The organism is Peribacillus sp. AS_2 (assembly GCF_026891895.1).
Taxonomy (GTDB): domain Bacteria; phylum Bacillota; class Bacilli; order Bacillales; family DSM-1321; genus Peribacillus; species Peribacillus frigoritolerans.
The window spans coordinates 57247-77257 of record NZ_JAPTGA010000013.1; the positions used below are offsets into that span (position 1 = coordinate 57247).

At 38.6% G+C, this 20011-nt stretch carries 15 protein-coding genes; 2 read left to right on the forward strand and 13 right to left on the reverse strand.

Annotated features, from left to right (window positions below; translation table 11 throughout):
- Positions 1-16: 16 nt before the first annotated feature.
- Genes OTG27_RS20595 through OTG27_RS20605 form a run of 3 tightly spaced genes read right to left on the reverse strand, consistent with a single transcriptional unit; the run spans position 17 to position 3650 of the window.
- The gene (locus OTG27_RS20595; protein WP_191930589.1) at positions 17-1363 is read right to left on the reverse strand and encodes a GntP family permease; all 1347 of its coding nucleotides are present in this window, start codon (positions 1361-1363) and stop codon (positions 17-19) included.
- A gap of 18 nt (positions 1364-1381) precedes the next feature.
- Positions 1382-2926, reverse strand: a complete 1545-nt coding sequence (gntK, locus tag OTG27_RS20600) for a gluconokinase (RefSeq protein WP_268937946.1) — start codon at positions 2924-2926, stop codon at positions 1382-1384.
- Positions 2919-3650, reverse strand: coding sequence for a GntR family transcriptional regulator (locus OTG27_RS20605; RefSeq protein WP_048687535.1), 732 nt, complete (start codon positions 3648-3650; stop codon positions 2919-2921). The genes gntK and OTG27_RS20605 overlap by 8 nt, the downstream gene beginning before the upstream one ends.
- A gap of 1328 nt (positions 3651-4978) precedes the next feature.
- On the opposite strand from OTG27_RS20605, the gene OTG27_RS20610 reads away from it, so the two are divergent.
- The gene (locus OTG27_RS20610; protein WP_268937947.1) at positions 4979-5905 is read left to right on the forward strand and encodes a cation diffusion facilitator family transporter; all 927 of its coding nucleotides are present in this window, start codon (positions 4979-4981) and stop codon (positions 5903-5905) included.
- 635 nt (positions 5906-6540) lie between these two features.
- On the opposite strand, the gene OTG27_RS20615 is transcribed toward OTG27_RS20610, so the two are convergent.
- From OTG27_RS20615 to OTG27_RS20645, 7 genes are all read right to left on the reverse strand, one after another.
- Positions 6541-7773, reverse strand: coding sequence for an MFS transporter (locus OTG27_RS20615; RefSeq protein WP_268937948.1), 1233 nt, complete (start codon positions 7771-7773; stop codon positions 6541-6543).
- A gap of 394 nt (positions 7774-8167) precedes the next feature.
- A complete protein-coding gene (locus OTG27_RS20620) occupies positions 8168-9187 on the reverse strand; it encodes a carbohydrate kinase family protein (protein WP_268937949.1) in 1020 nt (339 codons plus the stop codon).
- Between the two features lie 53 nt (positions 9188-9240).
- Complete coding sequence (locus OTG27_RS20625) at positions 9241-10704, reverse strand: glycoside hydrolase family 32 protein (protein WP_268937991.1); 1464 nt, start codon at positions 10702-10704, stop codon at positions 9241-9243.
- A 21-nt stretch (positions 10705-10725) separates the two neighbouring features.
- A complete protein-coding gene (locus tag OTG27_RS20630; RefSeq protein WP_268937950.1) occupies positions 10726-11967 on the reverse strand; it encodes an MFS transporter in 1242 nt (413 codons plus the stop codon).
- A 120-nt stretch (positions 11968-12087) separates the two neighbouring features.
- Positions 12088-12936 (reverse strand): carbohydrate ABC transporter permease, encoded by an 849-nt coding sequence (locus OTG27_RS20635; protein WP_034306216.1) that lies wholly within the window; start codon positions 12934-12936, stop codon positions 12088-12090.
- On the reverse strand, positions 12936-13880 hold the full coding sequence (locus tag OTG27_RS20640; protein ID WP_268937951.1) for a carbohydrate ABC transporter permease: 945 nt from the start codon (positions 13878-13880) through the stop codon (positions 12936-12938). The genes OTG27_RS20635 and OTG27_RS20640 overlap by 1 nt, the downstream gene beginning before the upstream one ends.
- A gap of 11 nt (positions 13881-13891) precedes the next feature.
- Complete coding sequence (locus OTG27_RS20645) at positions 13892-15190, reverse strand: ABC transporter substrate-binding protein (RefSeq protein WP_268937952.1); 1299 nt, start codon at positions 15188-15190, stop codon at positions 13892-13894.
- A gap of 429 nt (positions 15191-15619) precedes the next feature.
- Between OTG27_RS20645 and OTG27_RS20650 the strand changes: the two genes are divergently transcribed.
- Complete coding sequence (locus OTG27_RS20650) at positions 15620-16594, forward strand: LacI family DNA-binding transcriptional regulator (protein WP_268937953.1); 975 nt, start codon at positions 15620-15622, stop codon at positions 16592-16594.
- 335 nt (positions 16595-16929) lie between these two features.
- On the opposite strand, the gene OTG27_RS20655 is transcribed toward OTG27_RS20650, so the two are convergent.
- The 3 genes from OTG27_RS20655 to OTG27_RS20665 are packed head-to-tail and all read right to left on the reverse strand — an operon-like array spanning position 16930 to position 19977.
- Positions 16930-18483, reverse strand: a complete 1554-nt coding sequence (locus OTG27_RS20655; RefSeq protein WP_268937954.1) for a YndJ family protein — start codon at positions 18481-18483, stop codon at positions 16930-16932.
- Entirely contained in the window at positions 18452-19063 is a 612-nt protein-coding gene (locus tag OTG27_RS20660) for a DUF4166 domain-containing protein (protein WP_268937955.1), read from the reverse strand. The genes OTG27_RS20655 and OTG27_RS20660 overlap by 32 nt, the downstream gene beginning before the upstream one ends.
- Complete coding sequence (locus OTG27_RS20665; protein ID WP_268937992.1) at positions 19063-19977, reverse strand: DoxX-like family protein; 915 nt, start codon at positions 19975-19977, stop codon at positions 19063-19065. Before OTG27_RS20665 ends, OTG27_RS20660 begins: the two co-directional genes overlap by 1 nt.
- Between the last annotated feature and the right edge of the window lie 34 nt (positions 19978-20011).

Below are 20011 nucleotides of genomic sequence, written 5' to 3' on the forward strand. Positions count from 1 at the left end.
TTACTGCCGGGAAAGCCTATACAAATAAGCTTAGTAATAGAATGAATCCTAATCCAGCCACTGATATGATCGTCTCAAGCAAAGTCCATGTTGCGAATGTTTCTTTCATGCTTAAGCCAAAATACTCTTTAAACATCCAGAAACCAGCATCGTTAACGTGTGAAGCGATTAAACTTCCCGCTCCTGTAGCAAGTACGACCAGAGCAAGGTTAACGTCCGTCTGACCTAACATCGGAATAACCAAACCAGCTGTCGTCAAGGCAGCAACTGTAGCAGATCCCAATGAAATACGCAGGATTGCCGCGATGATCCAGGCAAGCAGGATTGGTGATAATGATGTTCCTTTGAATAATTCAGCTACATAGTCACCTACACCGCCATCGATCAATACTTGTTTGAAGGCTCCGCCGCCCCCAATGATCAAGAGCATCATTCCGATATTCAGGATCGCTGATGTACAAGATTCCATAATATCCTTCATTGGAATCTTTCTTGCCACTCCCATTGAATAGACCGCAAATAATAAGGAAAGCAACATGGAAGTACCGGCTTCACCAATAAAACGGATAGCGGCCAGTAGACCATTATCTTCAAATCCCATCGTTTTTTGCATCAAAGTGATGATTGTAGCAATTGACATTAATATAACCGGAAGTAATGCAGTAAATACACTGATTCCAAATCCAGGTGTTTCATCAAGTTTAAAAGATTTTTGTTCCCCTAATGAGGCAATGCTGCCTGTTTTCGTAAATGATTCAGGTACTAATCTTTTCGCTATCTTAGTAAATATCGGTCCAGCTAAAATAACGGTTGGAACCGCAATGATGAAGCCGTAAAGTAAAACCTGACCAATGTCTGCGCCATATTCACCAGCGATGACGGTTGGTCCTGGGTGCGGCGGTAAGAAACCGTGTGTTACGGATAATGCCGCCACCATTGGAATGCCAAGATACAATATCGAAACTTTTAATTCTCTTGAAATCGCAAATACGATTGGAATCAATAATACTAATCCCACTTCAAAAAATAATGCGATACCGATAATGAATGATGCTGCCACGACTGCCCATTGAATATTCTTTTCACCGAATTTCTTAACAAGAGTCATGGCAATGCGCTGCGCTCCGCCCGAATCTGCGATCAACTTACCTAACATCGCCCCAAGTCCAAAGATTAACGCTAAGTGGCCGAGTGTTCCGCCTAATCCAGCTTCAATGGTTTTGACAATTCCGTCAAGCGGCATCCCAAGTGCTAAAGCAACTCCAAACGATACAATGATCAAGGAAATAAAGGTGTTTAATTTTAAGCCCATTATTAAAATTAATAAAGCGACAATTCCTAAAGCGACAATGACTAATGGCATTGTAATCCCCCCATGTCTTTACTTTGCAGCATTTATTAAGTTTCTTTGATAATTCGCAATCTGTGTATATTCGTTTTCCAATACCCTTGATAGGTTAATGAAAATCGGCAGCAGCTGCCTGTATTCATTTACAGAATCAGCTTTCGGTGTGTGCTTGTGGGTATTGCCTATCATTTCAGAAACCACTTCGAAGGAATTAATTTCCCCAGTTGCATATAACCCTAATATACAAGCACCAAGGCACGAACTTTCGTAGCTTTCTGGAACCACGACTTCCGATTCGAAGATATCGGACATCATTTGCCGCCAAACAGCCGACCTTGCGAAGCCTCCCGTAGCTTGAATTCGGGTCACGGGACCGTCCATGCATTCGGTTAAGGCCAAAAATACGGTGTATAAATTGTAAATGACTCCCTCTAGAGCCGCTCGAATCATATGTTCTTTCTTATGCGACAGCGTTAATCCGAAAAATGAACCCCTTACGTCCGGATTCCATAATGGTGCACGTTCACCTGCAAGATATGGATGGAATAACAATCCATCAGCGCCCGGTCTTACCCGTTCGGCAATCTTGGTCAAGACTTCATAAGCGTCGATTCCGAGTCTTTTAGCTGTTTCCACCTCGGAAGAAGCAAATTCATCGCGAATCCAGCGAAGGACCATCCCCCCATTGTTTACCGGCCCGCCAATCACCCAATGCTTTTCCGTTAAGGCATAGCAAAAGATTCTTCCTTTTTCGTCTGTTTTCGGTTCGTCAATAATTGTCCGAATCGCACCGCTTGTCCCGATCGTGACAGCGATTTCACCTTTCCGGATAGCGTTTACACCTAGATTTGAAAGGACACCATCACTTGCCCCAATGACAAATGGCGTTTTTGGGTCAATCCCGATCTGTTTGGCTAAATCCGCGTCACAGTTGTTAAAGGTCTTTGTTGTTGGTACGAGTTCAGATAATTGATCACGCGTTACTCCAGCAATTCTTAGGGCTTCCTCATCCCAATCCAAGTTTTTGAGATTCAACATGCCCATGGATGAAGCAAGGGAATAATCGACAACGTATTGATCAAAGAACTTTTTAAAGATATATTCTTTAATCCCGATATACTTTTTAACATTGGTTGCGATCTCCGGGTGATCATTCACGATCCAGGTAATCTTGGATAATGGTGACATCGGGTGAATCGGTGTTCCGGTTCGCTTGTAAACTTCATGCCCATCTAATTCATCCTTTATTTTATGGGCCCAAGCTTCACTTCGATTATCTGCCCAGGTGATGCAAGCGGTTAGCGGCTGGTCGTTTTCATCCATAGCTATAACACTATGCATCGCACTGCTAAATGAAATAAATGATGGTTTTTTATCTGGATGCTGCTTCGTTATATTTGAAAAGGCTTTCAGAACAGCCTGGAAAATCTCCTCAGGGTCTTGTTCCGCCGTTGTCATATCCGGTGTGTAAAGAGGATAGCCAATATTCTCTTGCTGGATGACATCGCCTTTTTTCGTGAATAATACAGCTTTTGTACTTGTTGTACCGATGTCTACTCCTAACATATAGCTAGTCATTTTCTTGTTCGACTCCTTTTGAAAGCATCTGTTGAGCCATCCATAAGTCTTCAACTTTTCCTTGAACATCATCAAAGTTTTCATGTAACGACTTAATCATGATGTCTCGATCTTTTGTTTTGATCGCATCAATATAAAGCTGATGATTATTTATGATCCGTGTAAAGTCTTCATACTTTTCTTTAAAACGGCTGCGCATGGATAGAAGAATCAAACTTTCCATTACAGGTTTTAAATTATCCCAGATCATCAGGATGTAGGAATGATCGATGGAGCGAATGATCGTTTCGTGGAATAGAACATCCTGATAGGAAAACTCATCCGCATCCAGGTATTTTATGGACACTTTCATCATTTCCAATATTTTACTAAGTTCCATTACTAATTCATTCGTGTTCATCCTCACTAGACGTTCAAATACAAACGTTTCAATGAGAATACGTACATCATAAATTTCTGCATACTTTTTTTCTGTTAAACCAATGACAACCGCACCCATTCTTTCTAATCGGATGATATTTTCAGAGGCCAGTATTTTTAACGCTTCACGAACGGGTGAGCGGCTTACACCGAAATCAGCAGCTAATTTATTTTCAGAAAGGATGGCACCGCTTTCAATCATCCCCGAAATAATACGCATTCTAAGCTCGGATGTAACGCGATCGCCAGCTGAAGCTTTTGAAAGCCATTTTACAGGATAAAGAAATTCCTTTGATTCAGCCATAAATTCACCTTCTTATAGAGTTCAAGTACACTTGTATACAAGTATTTTATAATAATAATAATAAATAATGCAAGCTTTTTGAATTCAACCGGATTTTCGCCAATATAATCAAAGTCGAACGTTTTAGAAGTATTTGACTTTAGCGAACGTTGAAAGAACTGAACTAAACAAGACAGAGATTAACCCCCTATTACAAAAAAAAACACCACTTTTCCTTAATAAGGTGGTGTACATTCTATTTTATCCTCTCAAAAACTTACACAAAGTATTTCTATTTTTATTTAAGGGTGACGTCAGGTAAATATCCTACATGATGTACCGCCAGCATTATACAGAACAACACCATTAATTATCTATATGGTCATTCTACTTTCTGATGGCCCCATGCCTGTCACCTCTTATTCCGATTAAAAGGTACGTTGTACATAGGAGAATAGAAAAATTAACATAGCCTTCCAACCGATAACGATAGCAAATAAAAAGAAAAATCTCCCTTGTACCACAGCATTAATCCAATTTAGCATTCATAACAATGCAGAATACACCGATCGCTTCAGCATTATCGTCAATATTGCCCAGGTAAATGTAACCTGATACTCAGAATATACTCTTTGCATCCACTCCCACATAATTATTCACAATGATTCAATCTCTTGTTCGAACCTGCCCCGTTATTGCCATATGAAAAAAAAGGCTGCATATGCAACCTCTGTTATTAATGTAGAGCACCGCTAATTTGAACAGTTATGAAGCTTTTTACTAAAGAATTAAGGACACACGCGCCTACTTAGTTTTAGTTAAATGTATTTTAATTTCATGCCAACTTCAAGATTGCAATCTTGACGATCCTTAAATGGAGTTTGAGTTAAATCAAACTCCATTCATGATACCTTAACTCCTTTTATTAATTCGTCTTTTAGTTTCATAGGCTCAGCTAATCCAATGCTCCAAGGAACTTTTTGCATACCATGTACCTTTTAGTCAACCAACTCTTCCACTCTATGTCCACTTATGTAATAATTTGTGTATGACAAATTGGAAATCACTGTTAAATCAATGATTGCACATCGTTTATCATATTCAAAGTAGTTTTAAGTTATCTCTGTTCGAGGGAAATTAGACTAATCGATTTTTATAAACCAAAAACCAGTCAAGAACACGAAAGTTTTAGGGTGTATAAACTCTGAACCTTAAGACAAAAATGATACTTGAAAGGTTGGGAGATTATATTAAAGAGCAGATAATGGTGATGTTTTCACTTTAAGTAGGCGTCCAGTAGAGGAAACGCTACTACGGCTATTCTGGCTGCAATCCTAGGGGGAAAAAAATTGAATACCGAACAAAGAATACTTCGAGTCTCCATTGGCGTTACCATCTTCGTTGCTTGCTTTGGGATCATTTTCGGCCTGCTATCAGGTTCGTTCTCTATCACCTTTGATGGGTTCTATTCTCTGACCGATGCAATCATGAGCGTCTTGGCGCTCATTGTCTCAAAGTTGATTACCTCGTCCACTGCACCGAATAGGCAGAATGGTAAATTGAGTGAACGCTTCACAATGGGATTTTGGCACTTGGAGCCAATCGTCCTTGGTCTCAACGGTGTCATGCTCATGGGGGCGGCCGTTTATGCATTGATTAATGCAATTGGTAGTCTTATGACGGGCGGCCGCAATCTCGAGTTCGGGTTCGCCATCGTCTATGCCGTTGTGACGATGATCGCATGCTGTTCCATGTCGATTTTCGAAACACGCTTAAACAAGACACTTAGCTCGGATTTTGTTGCCCTTGACGCTAAGGCCTGGATGATGACCGGTGGTATAACCGCTGCGCTCTTGATCGCGTTTTGCATCGGATACGCTTTTGAAGGAACGTATTTGGAATGGCTTACACCCTATATTGATCCGGCAGTACTTGTACTGATCTGTTTGGTAATTATTCCGCTGCCGATTTCAACGGTAAAGCGGGCCTTGGCGGATGTCCTGCTGATCACCCCTCAATCACTCAAGCAGCATGTGGACGAGGTCGCACAGGACTTTGTGAAGCGCTACGGCTTCGTTTCTTACCGAGCTTACGTCGCAAAGGTTGGCCGGGGAAAACAAATTGAACTATATTTTATTGTGCCTGGCGGGTGGCCGGCTAAATGCCTTGAAGAGTGGGACGCAATCCGTGATGAAATCGGTAATGCCATCGGCGAGGAAAGTACTGATCGATGGTTAACAATTGTGTTCACGACCGATGTTGAATGGGCGGACTAAAAATAGGGTAGTGTGCAGGCGACCAGGCCAAATCGCAGCGGCGAGCCTGGCGATTTGCTCGTACGGCGGCAGAATGTTTGTTTAAAGAGCCACCGACCTCATGTGGATTAGGGGTAACCACCAGCAAAATCGCGTCTTTTTTTCAACTTACTGCCCGGATAGTTGCATAAAAAATGCTGCCTTAAAGACTGCTTCAATCATCAGCCAACGCAATACAGAATCGCACCAAATACTTGAATAAACTTTTTACTTATCTTAGCTGTAACATGTTTAGTTTCTAATTCATACTCCATCTTTCTATTAATATAGGAATGTCAAAAAAACAAAAATAAAGGTAGAGCTAAAGATAATCCAACGGTAATATGAGATAAAAGACAAATCCATATTTATAAATACCAAGAAAACAGCACATGAGATTAAAAATCAACTGCAAAAAAGGCTGATATCGTGTTAGTGAATAATAATTCCATTAATAAACCTAAATCAAGTCCATTATCCTCTTTAAAAACCTAGCTATCTTCACATGAGTAGAATAGCTGGGTTTCTTTATTATATACGTCCAAGCAGTAAGCTATTTCGTGCAGCTTCTACTACTTCGGTGGTAATCGATGTAAGGTGATTGATTTCGAGGATGCTTAAAATGCTTTTGAGCTTTTATCTTTCCTCGTTAATAAATCATTCTTTGTCAGTAAGGTATTTAATTTTTCTGAACTTAGGAGCATTGCTGCAACAAAAACAGCAATACAAAATGGAAAGATTCCTATTGTTGAATGAGATGCAATGAAGCCAAGAAGAGGTGGTATGAAAGTACTACCTGTATAAGCAACAGCCATTTGATAACCCATAATTGTCTGGGAATGCTTCTTCCCAAAACGTGTTGGAGTTTCATGCAACATACACGGAAATATCGGTGCTAATCCCAGTCCAACCATAATAAAACCTACAAGCGAAAAAGTGGAAGGCAATGGTAGGAATAGAAGCGTGGCACCAGCTAATGCTATTATTTGTCCCATCCGAATGAGTGTACGGTTACTCATTTTAAAGGTAATGAAGCCTGTAATAAATCTACCCATTGTTATCCCTGCGTAATATAAGGAAACCCATTGTGCAGCAACCGATACGGGTAACTCCTTGACATTTACAAGAAAGCTACTTCCCCAAAGACCCACTGTTGATTCAACCCCACAATAAAACAAGAAGGAGATCAGAGCCAGTTTAACTCCTTTAATTTGTAAAGGTTTTACATGTTTAGCATCTTCTTTATAAAATACACCTTTTGAATCTTCCTGCTCTTCATTTATTGTTATATTGCTTTTCTTTTTCACTCTATTCCATAAGGGCAAAGTGAAGAGAAGGATTACAGTTAACGTGAACTGAAATCCAGAGATTGCAAGATATCCATTTCTCCAAGAATTTTGTTCTGAGATAAACTGAGCCATAATGATGGGACCAAAAGTAGCTCCGACTCCCCAAAAACAATGTAACCAACTCATATGGTGTGCCTTATACTGTGTAGCAACATAATCGTTTAATCCTGCATCAACAGATCCTGCACCTAATCCAAGTGGTATGGCACATACAATTAACCAAACAAGCGATGGAGCAAAATGAAATCCCAACAAAGCACCAGCAGTCAGTAAGCAACTGACAAATGTGACATTGCCAGTTCCAAACCGTTTAAGTACCATTCCGCTAGCTAAACTGGAAATAATTGTACCACCAGCTATCGTCATAAAAAGTAATCCAGCAGTCTCAAGCGGGGCTCCATAGTCCGATTGCATCACAGGCCACGCTACCCCCAACAATGAATCAGGTAAGCCTAAGCTAATAAAAGCCAAATAAATGATGACTAAAAGGAATGTTGTCATATTCAAACCTCGCCTTTAATTATTTGGTACTCAATTGCACTTTCCAATTTATTTTACTTGCTTGTTCCATTCATCATAGATCAGGTCCAAGACTTTGTAATCCATATAAACAATCCACACATTGAAGATGTTCTTACGGGAGATATTTTGAGCTACCTATAGCAATTTTGTCTAATATTCCTTTATCAACTTCATCGTTACAAAAAATGATGGGAATGCGGGTTAATGATCGCTACAAACGAGGCCACACCTGCTAATGCATCAATCTCATAATGCTCACAGATAGTTACTTTTTTAGGTCCACTCGATTTTCCGAAACTTTCATAAAGTTCCAATAATCATACTGGGACGTACCAAACCTTGTCCTTATAAATAATGATCACAGTAAGGGATTTTAAAACTCTTTACAAAATTTCTTTCTCCCCCTCTTTGTTGTTTCCCGTTGAGTAGAAATAAAATTTAATACATGGCGTTTTCCGGGTGCTTCCTGAATAGCCCCTTTTACGGAAGCAGTCAGTGCTCCACTTGCATTTGCAAAAGTAAGTAATCGTTGATGATTTTCACTCACTCTTTCACATAGATTTTCGTTAGTTACTTCAAGTGACACTAGTTCGGATAAGAAACCTCCGATAAATGCATCACCTGCCCCTGTTGTATCCGAAACAATTACTTTAAATCCTTTGTCTTCATATACCTCTCCATTTTTCAAATAGATATTTGCGCCATCGCTTCCTTTTGTATATACGACTACTTTCACGTTACCGACAAAAAGGGATTCAATCGCTTCTTTTTCCGTATGAATATTTGTTATAAAATATAATTCTTCATCAGATACTTTTACAATATCCGCCAGAGGCAAGAAGTTTAGTATGGTACTCCGACAGCTTTCTTCATCTGGCCATAAAGGAAGCCTGACATTAGGGTCAAAACTTACAATTCCACCTATTTTATTAAATCTGTCTATCACTTTTATATGGGTTTGTTTCATTGGACTTTCAACTAAATCCACTGAGCAAAAGTGAAGAAGGTCTCCTTGATTAAACCACTCTGACTTCACCTCATCTGGTGAAAGTAATAAATCAGCTGCATTCTTTCGGTAAAAATTAAAACTTCTTTCTCCGAAATTATCTACAGATACAAATGCTAATCCAGTTTCACCTTCATCACTTCGAATAATATAGGAAGTGTCTACATCATTTCCTCGAAGCACGCCCTCTAAATAATCACCAAAATTATCATTAGCTATCTTGGTCAGCATGACGGAATTCCCACCGTATTTTGCAATTGCAATCGCAACGTTCATAGGAGCTCCACCGGCAACACGTTCAAAACCAGTAACCTCTTTTAAAGATTTTTCTTTTTGAATCGGAATAAAATCGATTAATGTCTCACCAATACAAAAAACCTTTTTCAATGTTTTCACCCCTAAACAAGGAACAAGTGTGTAGACACTTGTTCCTTGTTATTTTATTTCCAGATATCTTGCAGGTTCCAATAGGTTAATTCCTTGACTTGTACATCACCCTTCTCAGCAAATAACTCAATTCCTAGTCTATCTTCATTCGGATAGATCCGACTTGTCATGGTCGTTTGTCCATCGTTCGCAAAGATTTCAATGGAAGATCGATCAATAAATACACGCAGGGAAAGCTCTTTATTTGTCTCAAGCATTGTGCTTCTAACACCATCTTCCACTTTTCCTGACTTGGAGCAATCAAGTGTTAGTTGTTGTTTATCTAAGTGATACGTTAATACTGTTTCTTCTTGGTTAACTCCACGAATCTTTAGACCTACAGATTGAGCGCTACAATTAATTAAATCAAACACTGCCTTCACTTCAAGTAAATCCTCTTTCGTTTCTATCAAATAGCCTTTTGAAATGGATTGATTTGTACACTCAATGTGTTCAGAATCCCGTAATAAGATTAATTCCTCAACAGGATTCATTAAAATCTTGTTATGATCCCCTAACGTTATTTCGCGTGGCAATGTTAAGGCTCCACACCATCCATCTGCTTTAGTTGGCATGTTTGACTCCCACATATCCATCCAACCAATCGCAATTCGACGCCCCTTATCATCTAACAGTGTTTGAACTGCATAAAAATCATGTCCATTATCCAGTTCAGTAAATGATCCATGAACAAACTCGTTTGTTTCGTAATTATAATCTCCAACCAAATAACCTGTTTGGAATAGATTATTATATAAATCTCCATTTGATTTAATGCCTTGAGGAGAGATCATTAAAATATATTTTCCATCTAATTCAAAGAAGTCCGGGCATTCCCACATATATCCAAGGGATCCATCACTTTGTGCAAGAACGCCAATGTATTCCCAATTCAGTAGATCTGAAGAACGGTATAAAATAACTCTTCCGACATTATCCTTCGTCGAATTTCCTAAAACCATGTACCAGGTATCATTGTGCCTCCACACCTTTGGATCACGGAAGTGATGTGCACTATCCACTGGTGGTTTAGCAATAACCGGATTTTCCCCAACCTTCTCAAATGATATTCCATCCGTACTGACCGCAATATTTTGATTTTGATAGAAGTGGTCTTTTTCCTTGTCTGTATAGTTATGTCCTGTATAGATCAGGGTTAGTTCACCATCATTATCAACGGCACTTCCTGAGAAACATCCATCTGTATCACAAGCATCCCCGGGGGCTAAAGCAACAGGAAAATGCTCCCAATGAACGAGATCTTTACTTTTTACATGGCCCCAATGCATAGGTCCCCAATTTGCATCATATGGATGGCATTGATAAAATGCATGATATTCCCCTTTATACTGCACGAAACCGTTCGGGTCATTCATCCAGTTAGCTGGAGCCATGATATGATAACCTAATCGATAACGATCATTTATTTTTTTCTTGGCATTCTTCAGTGCCTCTTCAGCCTGTTTAATTCTATTAATTGTTAACATCGTAACATCCTCCTATATTATCTTTCGTAACCTTTCCAGATTGCCATTTAAGCCTTTTCTTTTTTTAGAACCTTTTAAAGTAAAGATTGAAATAATGGTAAAACAAAACACCATGATTCCCATGATGAGATAGGTATTACGAAATCCTACACTGTCATATAATCCACCTGCAAGTGGTGAAAGAATGGATGCACCAACCTGAGATGCAAATTGGAAACCAACTAGATAAAGCACAGAAGATAGACGGGTATCGAAATTCGCTGCTAAATATTTAAAAATAGCAATTAGCATAATAGGCAATTCAAGGGCATGAATTAATTTCATCGAAGAAATTCCGATTGGTCCAACAAAAATTCCAGAACCGATGATTCGGAAGGCCATTAAAAATCCTGCTAGAATTAAACTATTCTTTACACCAAACTTATTTACGATAAACGGAGCAAGAAACATCATTCCAGCCTCTAAAAATACTTGGAACGAGTTTAGATATCCGAATACTTGATTGCCTAACGATTCAGTCGGAAATAATGAGGCGTAATAAAGAGGGAATTGCTGATCATAAACACTGTAGACGCATGTCACCCCAATAATGTACATCATGAAAAACCAGAAATCTTTTAATAAAAAAAGTTGTCCAACGTCTCTTAATTTAATAGAATCGGCTCTATTCATCTCTTGATCCGTCATTTCTATTTTCACAGACATAATAATGGCCACTAATACGATCGCTGAAACAGATGCAACCCAGAAATTGATATTTGGATTAATATTAAACAGCTGTCCTGCAAAAAATGTAGCTGCCGCCCACCCTAGAGATCCCCACATTCTCGATTTTCCATATTCGAAATCATATTTACGGCTAATCTTCTCAATATATGATTCAATCGCTCCAATACCAGCTAGAAAAGCTACGGCTAAATAGATTCCTCCAACAATAGCGCCCCAAAAGACATTGTGTTTTAATAATGGTCCATAGATGAAAATATAAAATGGTCCTACAAATACGAGTAGCAAACTAATGAAAGATAATATTTTTTTCTTTAAACCTATTTTGTCAGATATATAACCATATAGTGGCTGCATACATAAGGCGAAGATAGCGTTTACAGAAAAGATAATACCTGTAGCTGCCCCACTTAGATTTATTTCTTGTCCTAACCAAATGGAAAATAAAGAGTAACTTGAAGACCAAGTAAAAAAGAAAAAGAAAAAATACGCACTTAACTTCCAATACAGAATTTTTGAAACTTCCAATTTAATTGCTCCTTTTACTAGACATGTGAAAAGAAATGAATCACTAGTTAACGATATGAAAAAGAAGAATCAGAAATGTGAATTTAAGTCCATACATGGTTGTTAATGATGATACACTCTCTATTTAATGCCTGTACCTGAACCACCAATCCCCTCTAAAATATAACGTTGAGCCACAATATAGATAATAATCAATGGAACGGTGGATATCGTCAGAACAGCCATGACTTGGTTAGTATAAACCGGGTCTGTACTATTAATTGCTGTAATCGCTACTTGGATCGGAAATTTCGATTTGTCTGTCAAGACCATCAGAGGCCAGATGTAGTCATTCCAACTTCCGATAAAAGCCAATGTCCCAACAGTGGCAACGGCCGGTTTGGACATCGGCAGCATGATCCGCCAGAACACTTGCCATGTATTTGCCCCATCCAATTTAGCCGATTCAATAATCTCTTTTGGAATAGCCATAAAAAAGTTCCGGAACAAATAGATATTGAATGCCCCTGCCAACGCTGGCAAAATAACCGCAAGACGTGTATCCACTAATCCAATGCTATGAATAATGGTAAATTGAGAGATTAAGATGGTTTCAAATGGCACGATCAAAATAGCCAATAAAAGTCCAAACAGCACTTTTTTTCCACTAAAATTAAGTTTAGCAAATGCATAGCCCGCCATCCCATTGATAATTATGGAACCAACTGCTACACACAAACCATAAAACAAACTGTTGCCTATATAACCTAGTAAATGGAACCGTAAGAGAACTTGCTTATAGGATACAAACCAGTCTGATGGATGAAATGATGGCAGAAAAGCCTTAATGTTACTCATATCGTTATAAATTTCCGCTTCTGGTTTCATCGAGGATGCGACCATCCAAAACAGCGGAAAAATAAATAGCACCGCGAGCAAAACCAGGCATATGTATTCTAAAATTGTTAGAGGCCCGAATTTCCGTCTCATCAATCTTCATCCTCCTTCACCAGTTTACGCTGCGTAATCGTAACCAATCCGATAATCGTCCCAAACAAGAGAGCAATTGAACTGGCATAACCAACCATACGGTCCGTAAAACCAGTTTGATAAATATAATAGACAACCGTCATGGTGGAATTCACTGGTCCGCCTTGCGTCATAACCATTGGTTGAACCAATAGCTTGAATGCGCCAATTAATGTGGTAATAAATATAAAAATTGAAGTTGGTTTCAACAAAGGTAACGTAATGTACATGAAACGTTGCCATTTATTTATTCCGTCTAACTGTGCCGCCTCATAAACATCACCGGGGATATTCTGCAGTCCTGCTAGAAAAATCAGCATCTGAAAGCCAGCTCCTTGCCAAGCTGAAACCACGACAATTGTAAATATCGCCTGCTTGGGACTTGTCAAAAACGGTTGCGCTGAAATACCGAAGTATGTGAGTACGTTATTAATAATCCCTTCATTTGGATTCAACAAATACAACCATAGAACAGAGATAACGACAAGTGACATGACAACTGGACTAAAGTAAGCTACTTTAAAAAACGTGTTTGCTTTACGTTGTTTATTTAACAGGAGGGCAAGCCCAAGAGCTGCCCCTATCTGTAACGGAATCACCCAAACGACAAATTCCAGTGTGTTCACCAAGCTTTTCAGAAAAATTGGGTCTTGGAATAGTTTGATGAAATTGTCCAATCCGACAAATTTACGCATATCTGGTGTCAATAAATAGTAATCCGTAAACGAATAATAGACTGACATAATAGACGGAATAACAAGGAACATCGATAAAAGTAACAACGCCGGTCCCAAAAACGTATATGCTACTACATTTTCTTTCCACCGAGTTTTATTCTTGGTTCTTTCCTCTGGTCTCAGAAATGTATAGACACTCCTATTTTCTTTCCATCCAATTTTACTCATGGCTCCTCCTTCTAATTGGCCTTATCGATAGCTGATTGCATTTCTTTCGCATGTATATCCAATACTTTTTGGATATCTTTATTCTGATCATAGAAGCTGATGTCATCGATTGTTTGTTGGAAAGCACGCGTTACTTGCGGATAAGCCGGTGTAACGGGTCGTGCGTGTCCTGTTTCTTTCAATTGTTTCAAGAAGACATTCATTTGATCTGAGAACTCTTTTGCCATCACTTTTTCAGAAGAGTATCGGACTGGCAGTGCTGCAATCGTACGGCTCAGTTCCACATTCGAATCTTTGTTTGTCATCCAATCGACTAATTTTGCAGCCCATTCTTTATTTTCGGACGTTTGTGTCATCGCAAATTGCCAACTACCTGAAGGAGAAACTAGTTTCTTTGTTTTTGGTGATACAGGATATGGGATAACGCCATAATCTACCTTTTGGTAGTTTGTTTTCATATCAGTTACAGTCCATACTCCACTAAACTTCATTGGATATTTTTCCGTTTCAAATGCTTGTTTGACTGGTGTTCGTGTCGTATAACCTTCTTTCAACATAGTTTGAATAAATGTCAACGCTTCAACAGTAGGTTTATTATTGAAGACACCTTCTGCCTTCTTTCCATCTTTCGAGATGATATCCCCATCAGCTGACCAGACAAACGGCGTTAGCGCATACGTCAACATTTCGTCTTTAGACTGTAATTGCATATCAATAGCTGGTTTGTCGTATTTATCTTTCAACGTTTTACAAAGAGCAAGGAATTGGTCCCATGTCCATGGATTATCAACTGTTGGCAGCGTATTCAAATCGACGCCCGCTTCTTGTAACATCCTTTTATTGTAATAAATCCCAACAGATGATTCACTAACACCAATTGCATACAGCTTGTCTTTATAAGTTCCTTGTTGCTTAATACTTGGCAGCAAATCCTCTTGATCTTTTACATACTCATCCAATGGTGCAATGACACCAGATTTCGCGTAAGCAGCTGTATTGGGACCATCCAAAGTAATAACATCCGGTAACGTGCTGGTTGTAAGGGCCGCGTTTACTTTGTCTTCATAACCACCGCCATTTCCGCTACGTGGAATAAATTCAATTTTAGCTTTGATATTGTCAGGAGCATAATTCTTATTGAAGGCTTCTACCCGTTTTTTATACACTTTTCCTTCTTCATTTTCATCAGATATGTGCACCCACATCGTAATCGTCTTTTTACCATCACTATTTACGCTTTCGCTTTTGCTGCAGCCCACCGCAGCAAACATCAGTAATAAAGATATACTTACAAGTAGCCATTTCTTCATACCTTTCACTCCCTCCTCATATCTTTTAAAAAAATATAAAAGCGCTTTCAACAGTAGTTTATGTCAACCGGTTACATATGTCAACCGGTTGACAGTCATTTTTTTGAAAAATCAGACATTAAATTCATATAAGTCTCTAACTCTTGCACCTAGTAGTGCTTTTCTCTAAAATAGGTGCGTGATCAGACTAATCTGAAATTATTTTATTATAGGGTTTTCCTAGTAGGTGACAGTTTATGATATGCTATTAAACAGTTAATTATGGATTTTCATTTTTATAACCTTCGCTCTTTATAAAATATTGATGCCAATGTTTAATAACTCTGTGAACCAACTCAAAAAGTCTCAGTTTCCAGTCAATGGACAAAAACATGAAAACTTCATTTTAAATAATAATGGATGTTTCTTAATGAGGTAGGAGGACATGTAATGAAGCCTAGCATTCACGATGTGGCAAAAATAGCAGGTGTTTCATCAACAACAGTTTCCCGTGTATTAAATAACCGCGGTTACATAAGTGAAAAAACAAAAGAAAAAGTTTATAAAGCGATGGAAGAGATTAATTATTTTCCAAACGATTTAGCCCGTTCTTTATTTAATAAACGAACTAATTTAATAGGACTAATTATCCCAAACTCAAGTAACCCATTTTACGGTGAACTTACCTTTCATATTGAAAGTATCTGTGCTTCATTAGGCTATAAATTGTTACTTTGTAACAGCTTAAACCGCATAGATAAAGAAGAAAAATATTTAGAGATGCTCATACGTAATCAAGTAGATGGAGTAGTCGTTGTGACATATAACCGAGGTATACTAAATTATGAGAAGCAGAATCTTTCTGTAGTGGCAATTGACCACTACTTATCGAAAAACATCCCTGTTGTTGGCTCTGACAATTATAGCGGAGGGAAAAAAGCTACAGAATTATTAATATTGAAAGGCTGTCAGTATATCGTTCATATAAATGGACCAATTGAGCTGCAAACACCAGCAAACTTAAGAAGAAAAGCGTATGAGGATGTTATGAAGGAACAGGGTAGACTTCCAATTACATATGAAGTTTCACCTCTTCAAAGTCATAAAGAAGTAATCTCTAAGCTTTTTGATGAACATCCAGAAGTAGATGGGATCTTTGCAAGTGATGATTTAATCGCGGCATCTGTTATAGCTGAATCTAAAAAACGCGGAAAAGAGATACCAACGCAATTAAAAGTTGTCGGCTATGATGGGACAGAAGCAGTTCAAGTTTTACTGCCAGAATTGACAACCATACAACAACCAATTGATTTAATTGCCAAGTCAGCAATTGATATTTTATTAAAACAAATTGAAGGTGAATTTAACAAATTTCCGTTAGAGACATATCTGCCTGTTAAACTTTTAGAAGGTGGAACGACTTAATTTATTGTATTTATATGATGGGTTTTAAGGTGTCTCCGATTTTGTTGCAAATGCAAAGACGAATAGAAAATTATTGTAGATTCGCTCTAAATAGAGGGGTATATAAAATAAACTGTTTTAATTGGGGAGTCAGTTCACGTACTTTGTCTGAAAATGTGTACTTTTAAAAAATATATGTAAAACCCCTTAGGTCTCAAGGGGCGATCCCTATTAAAGAATCGCTCCCTATAATGGAATAAGTCGTATCAATGATTGTATAAATAATTAGAAAAACTATTATCCTCCAATTATTGAATTTCAGGTCTTTAAATCCCCCAAATAAGCATTAAACACCATCATTTTTGATTTATGGTGTAATCAATATGTAAGAAAGGCATGCCAAAGATTCGCATTTTGTGATGGGCTGTGAGTATTCCCGCAATTGTTTCATTAATTAAAAAGTGCTCGGATAATGGAAGCTTGAAAAGCGCTTTGCCAGCTGCTAAATAAATACCAGAGTCACTTTCTCCCTCGCTCGAAAGAATAAGAGAGCCATCGATAGCGTCAAGCTGTAAAATACCAATCATTGACGAATAAGGAAGAGGAAGTGCTATATTCATATACGTCCTGCCCTCCGTTTTATGCTGAGAATAAATGGCCACAAATACGGTATTCTCCTTCACCTGGCGAATCCATGCGCGTGGATTTTCCCTCCCATCTAGCGTTTGATCAACAGCACGTATTTTATATGTCATTTCAGTACGTTTACTTGAGATGGGCAGGTTCAACTGCTGTAGTTTTGTACTTATCAATTTATAGCACACCGCAAACGGTATAAACCAAGTTGCCCATTTTACAGAAGCAAATAACCGATACTGATCTGTATTCTCATAAAAATGGACGATTGTTTTTGGTAAAGTTTTGATATCAACAAAATCACTTAGTTCATCCACTAGTCCTGGGTGTTGCTTGCCTGCTCCTTTTAACGCACCTCGAATTCGGCTCACTGGGAAATTCCAGACATCCTGCTTCGTTTTAGGAGGCACAAGCACCCAACCGAGTACGCCTAACATGCCAAAAATTAAACAGTTAAATAAGCCATGAAATTTCAGCATAAAATCAATACTAACAAACCAAAGTCCAAACGAATTATTTGTCGCATAAAGCAATGAAAATAAGATTGTGATGCCTAGTGCACTGAATGATAGCCGTATTAATATCGTCTGCAAGTGTGAAAGGAAGCGTGTTCGGTATGCAAGTATGATTAAGGTGTAAATGGCAAATATGTAAAGCAACACAGAGATGAATTCCAGTAACGGCGAAAATGAAATGCCAATGGCGACGAGTATGGGACCCGATAAAATAATTGGCACAATTAATCGATACCATGTTGAATCGTGTAAGCGCCCAAAAAGCCCAAGAGATATGGGCAATAAGAAGGCAGAGTAATGAAAATGAATAGCTGTTAACCAAGTGATTAGTGGACTAAAACCTGTATCAATTCCCGCAATATAAGCAAAGAACCATAGTCCGCCTACAAATAAATACATCATCCCGATATCAATCGATATTTCTGACCAGTTTGTAAAACCACGCTGAAAAAACCGTTTTAGCCCATGACATGCCACAAAAAAGGTTAAAATCATATAAATGAAAGCGAGTACCATCTGTCCTGTACTTGATGGGATAATTTGCAATAAAAAGATGGAGAGCATAGCAATCCAATTGAAAATGATATGTTTCCTCTTTGTTTCTAATAGTAGCTGGAGCATAAGTGGCACGAAAATCAACTGTGCAGCTGTCAGCATTAACAAATAGGGTTCAGATGTCAAAATGCTGCTTGCTATGAAAAAGAACACACCTGCAATGGTGATTGAACTAAACAGTCTGCTCCTTAAATTCGCCTTCATAAGCCATCAACCTTCCTACGATTCGGTTTCGTATATCGACTTGAATCGTAAATACTTCTCGGGCATCATCATACCCTTCCTCAACGTTCACAACTCCTTCTAATAACCGAAGAATTGGAAACTCTAGGTTACCTATAACGATACGTTGAGGCCCAGAGCGAATGTTTATGCGCCCTTCAGGTGTCACCGTAAACTTTAAATCCGAATAAAATAAGCTCGGCTCCCCTAAATAATCCCTCACAACACCACGCTTTGTATCAACCGTCATAAACGCATTAAAATGCCGAGTAATCTCTTCAAAATAAAAAGTACGCTCCCAATATATTTCTGCCTCACCAGTCGGCAATGATCTACAGGTATTTTTGATTGAAAACGGTATATCCTTCCCGTTTTCGGGAAAAAGAAATTTCCAGCGTGTTGCTAATTTAAAAAAGGGTTTTAGCCAGAAAGCCCCCGTTTCAATTTTTGACATCATTCCGACCCCATTAAACGGTTTATCAATTGGTAGGGCATAACGCTCTTGCAGCTTAGGATGAAGTCTTTGAAAATCCTCACCTAAGAGGTCTTGGTAGATTGTCATTATGATTCACCCTTTCTCGTACGCTTGCAACTTGTTGCCGATGGCAAATCAGTTGCGAGTAAGAAGCTAATAATGGAAAGAACCCACAGACTAGCATTAAATGTAATAGGGTTAAACGGGTGTAATGAGAATGAAGGACTAGCGATCAAGGCACTAATGGTCAATACTGGAAAAGCAATCATCTGCAGAACAAGTAAATGTCTTTTCTTACGATAAAGAAGCCATACCACTGCAAATAAAATCTCGAGAACGCCTATTATCCCTACACCCTTTACAGCAGCAGTCCCCTCCAAGGAAGTTAAACTAGATAGCATCGATACTTCCTCAGGATTTTTGGCAATCATCTTTGGTATTAGCCCATGATAAAGCCAAACAAAGAAAAAGAGCAATGTTACTATAGTGTTAATAATGAAACGTACATACTGTGATCGTGGCGATTCCCCCTTTTCGATCCAGCGTTTTAGCACATCAAAGCTTAGAGCTGTTGCCCACCCCATGATTGGCCGAAAAAAGATGTCTAAAAGCCGTCCAAATAAACCATAACGTACATTATAGTCATATTGGGTGAGAAATGTGGTTCCGTTATCTGTCGGAATATACTGCCAATATCCTTTACCTTCACAAATTGGCGAAATTTTTTGATCGGTACCAAAGTGAAGAGAAGATGTCTTTGAACCATCCTTCTTATTATGCGTACCGATACTTTTACCCCAGCCAGCGACTTTTACCCAACATCCCAATTTCGTTTCATATAAAAAGGATTGCGGATCATCTTCTGATTTTTTCGGTAAATAGGTAATAGAAGAAAAACGCAAATCCCATTGTTCATGTAGTTCAGGCTTTTGAGTCATACGCCATACTTCGTCTATAGTTGCCTGAATTGGAATTTCCACATAGATCGGTTTGTTTTTAATAAATGTCACCTCCATTAATAAAGTAACATAAGTT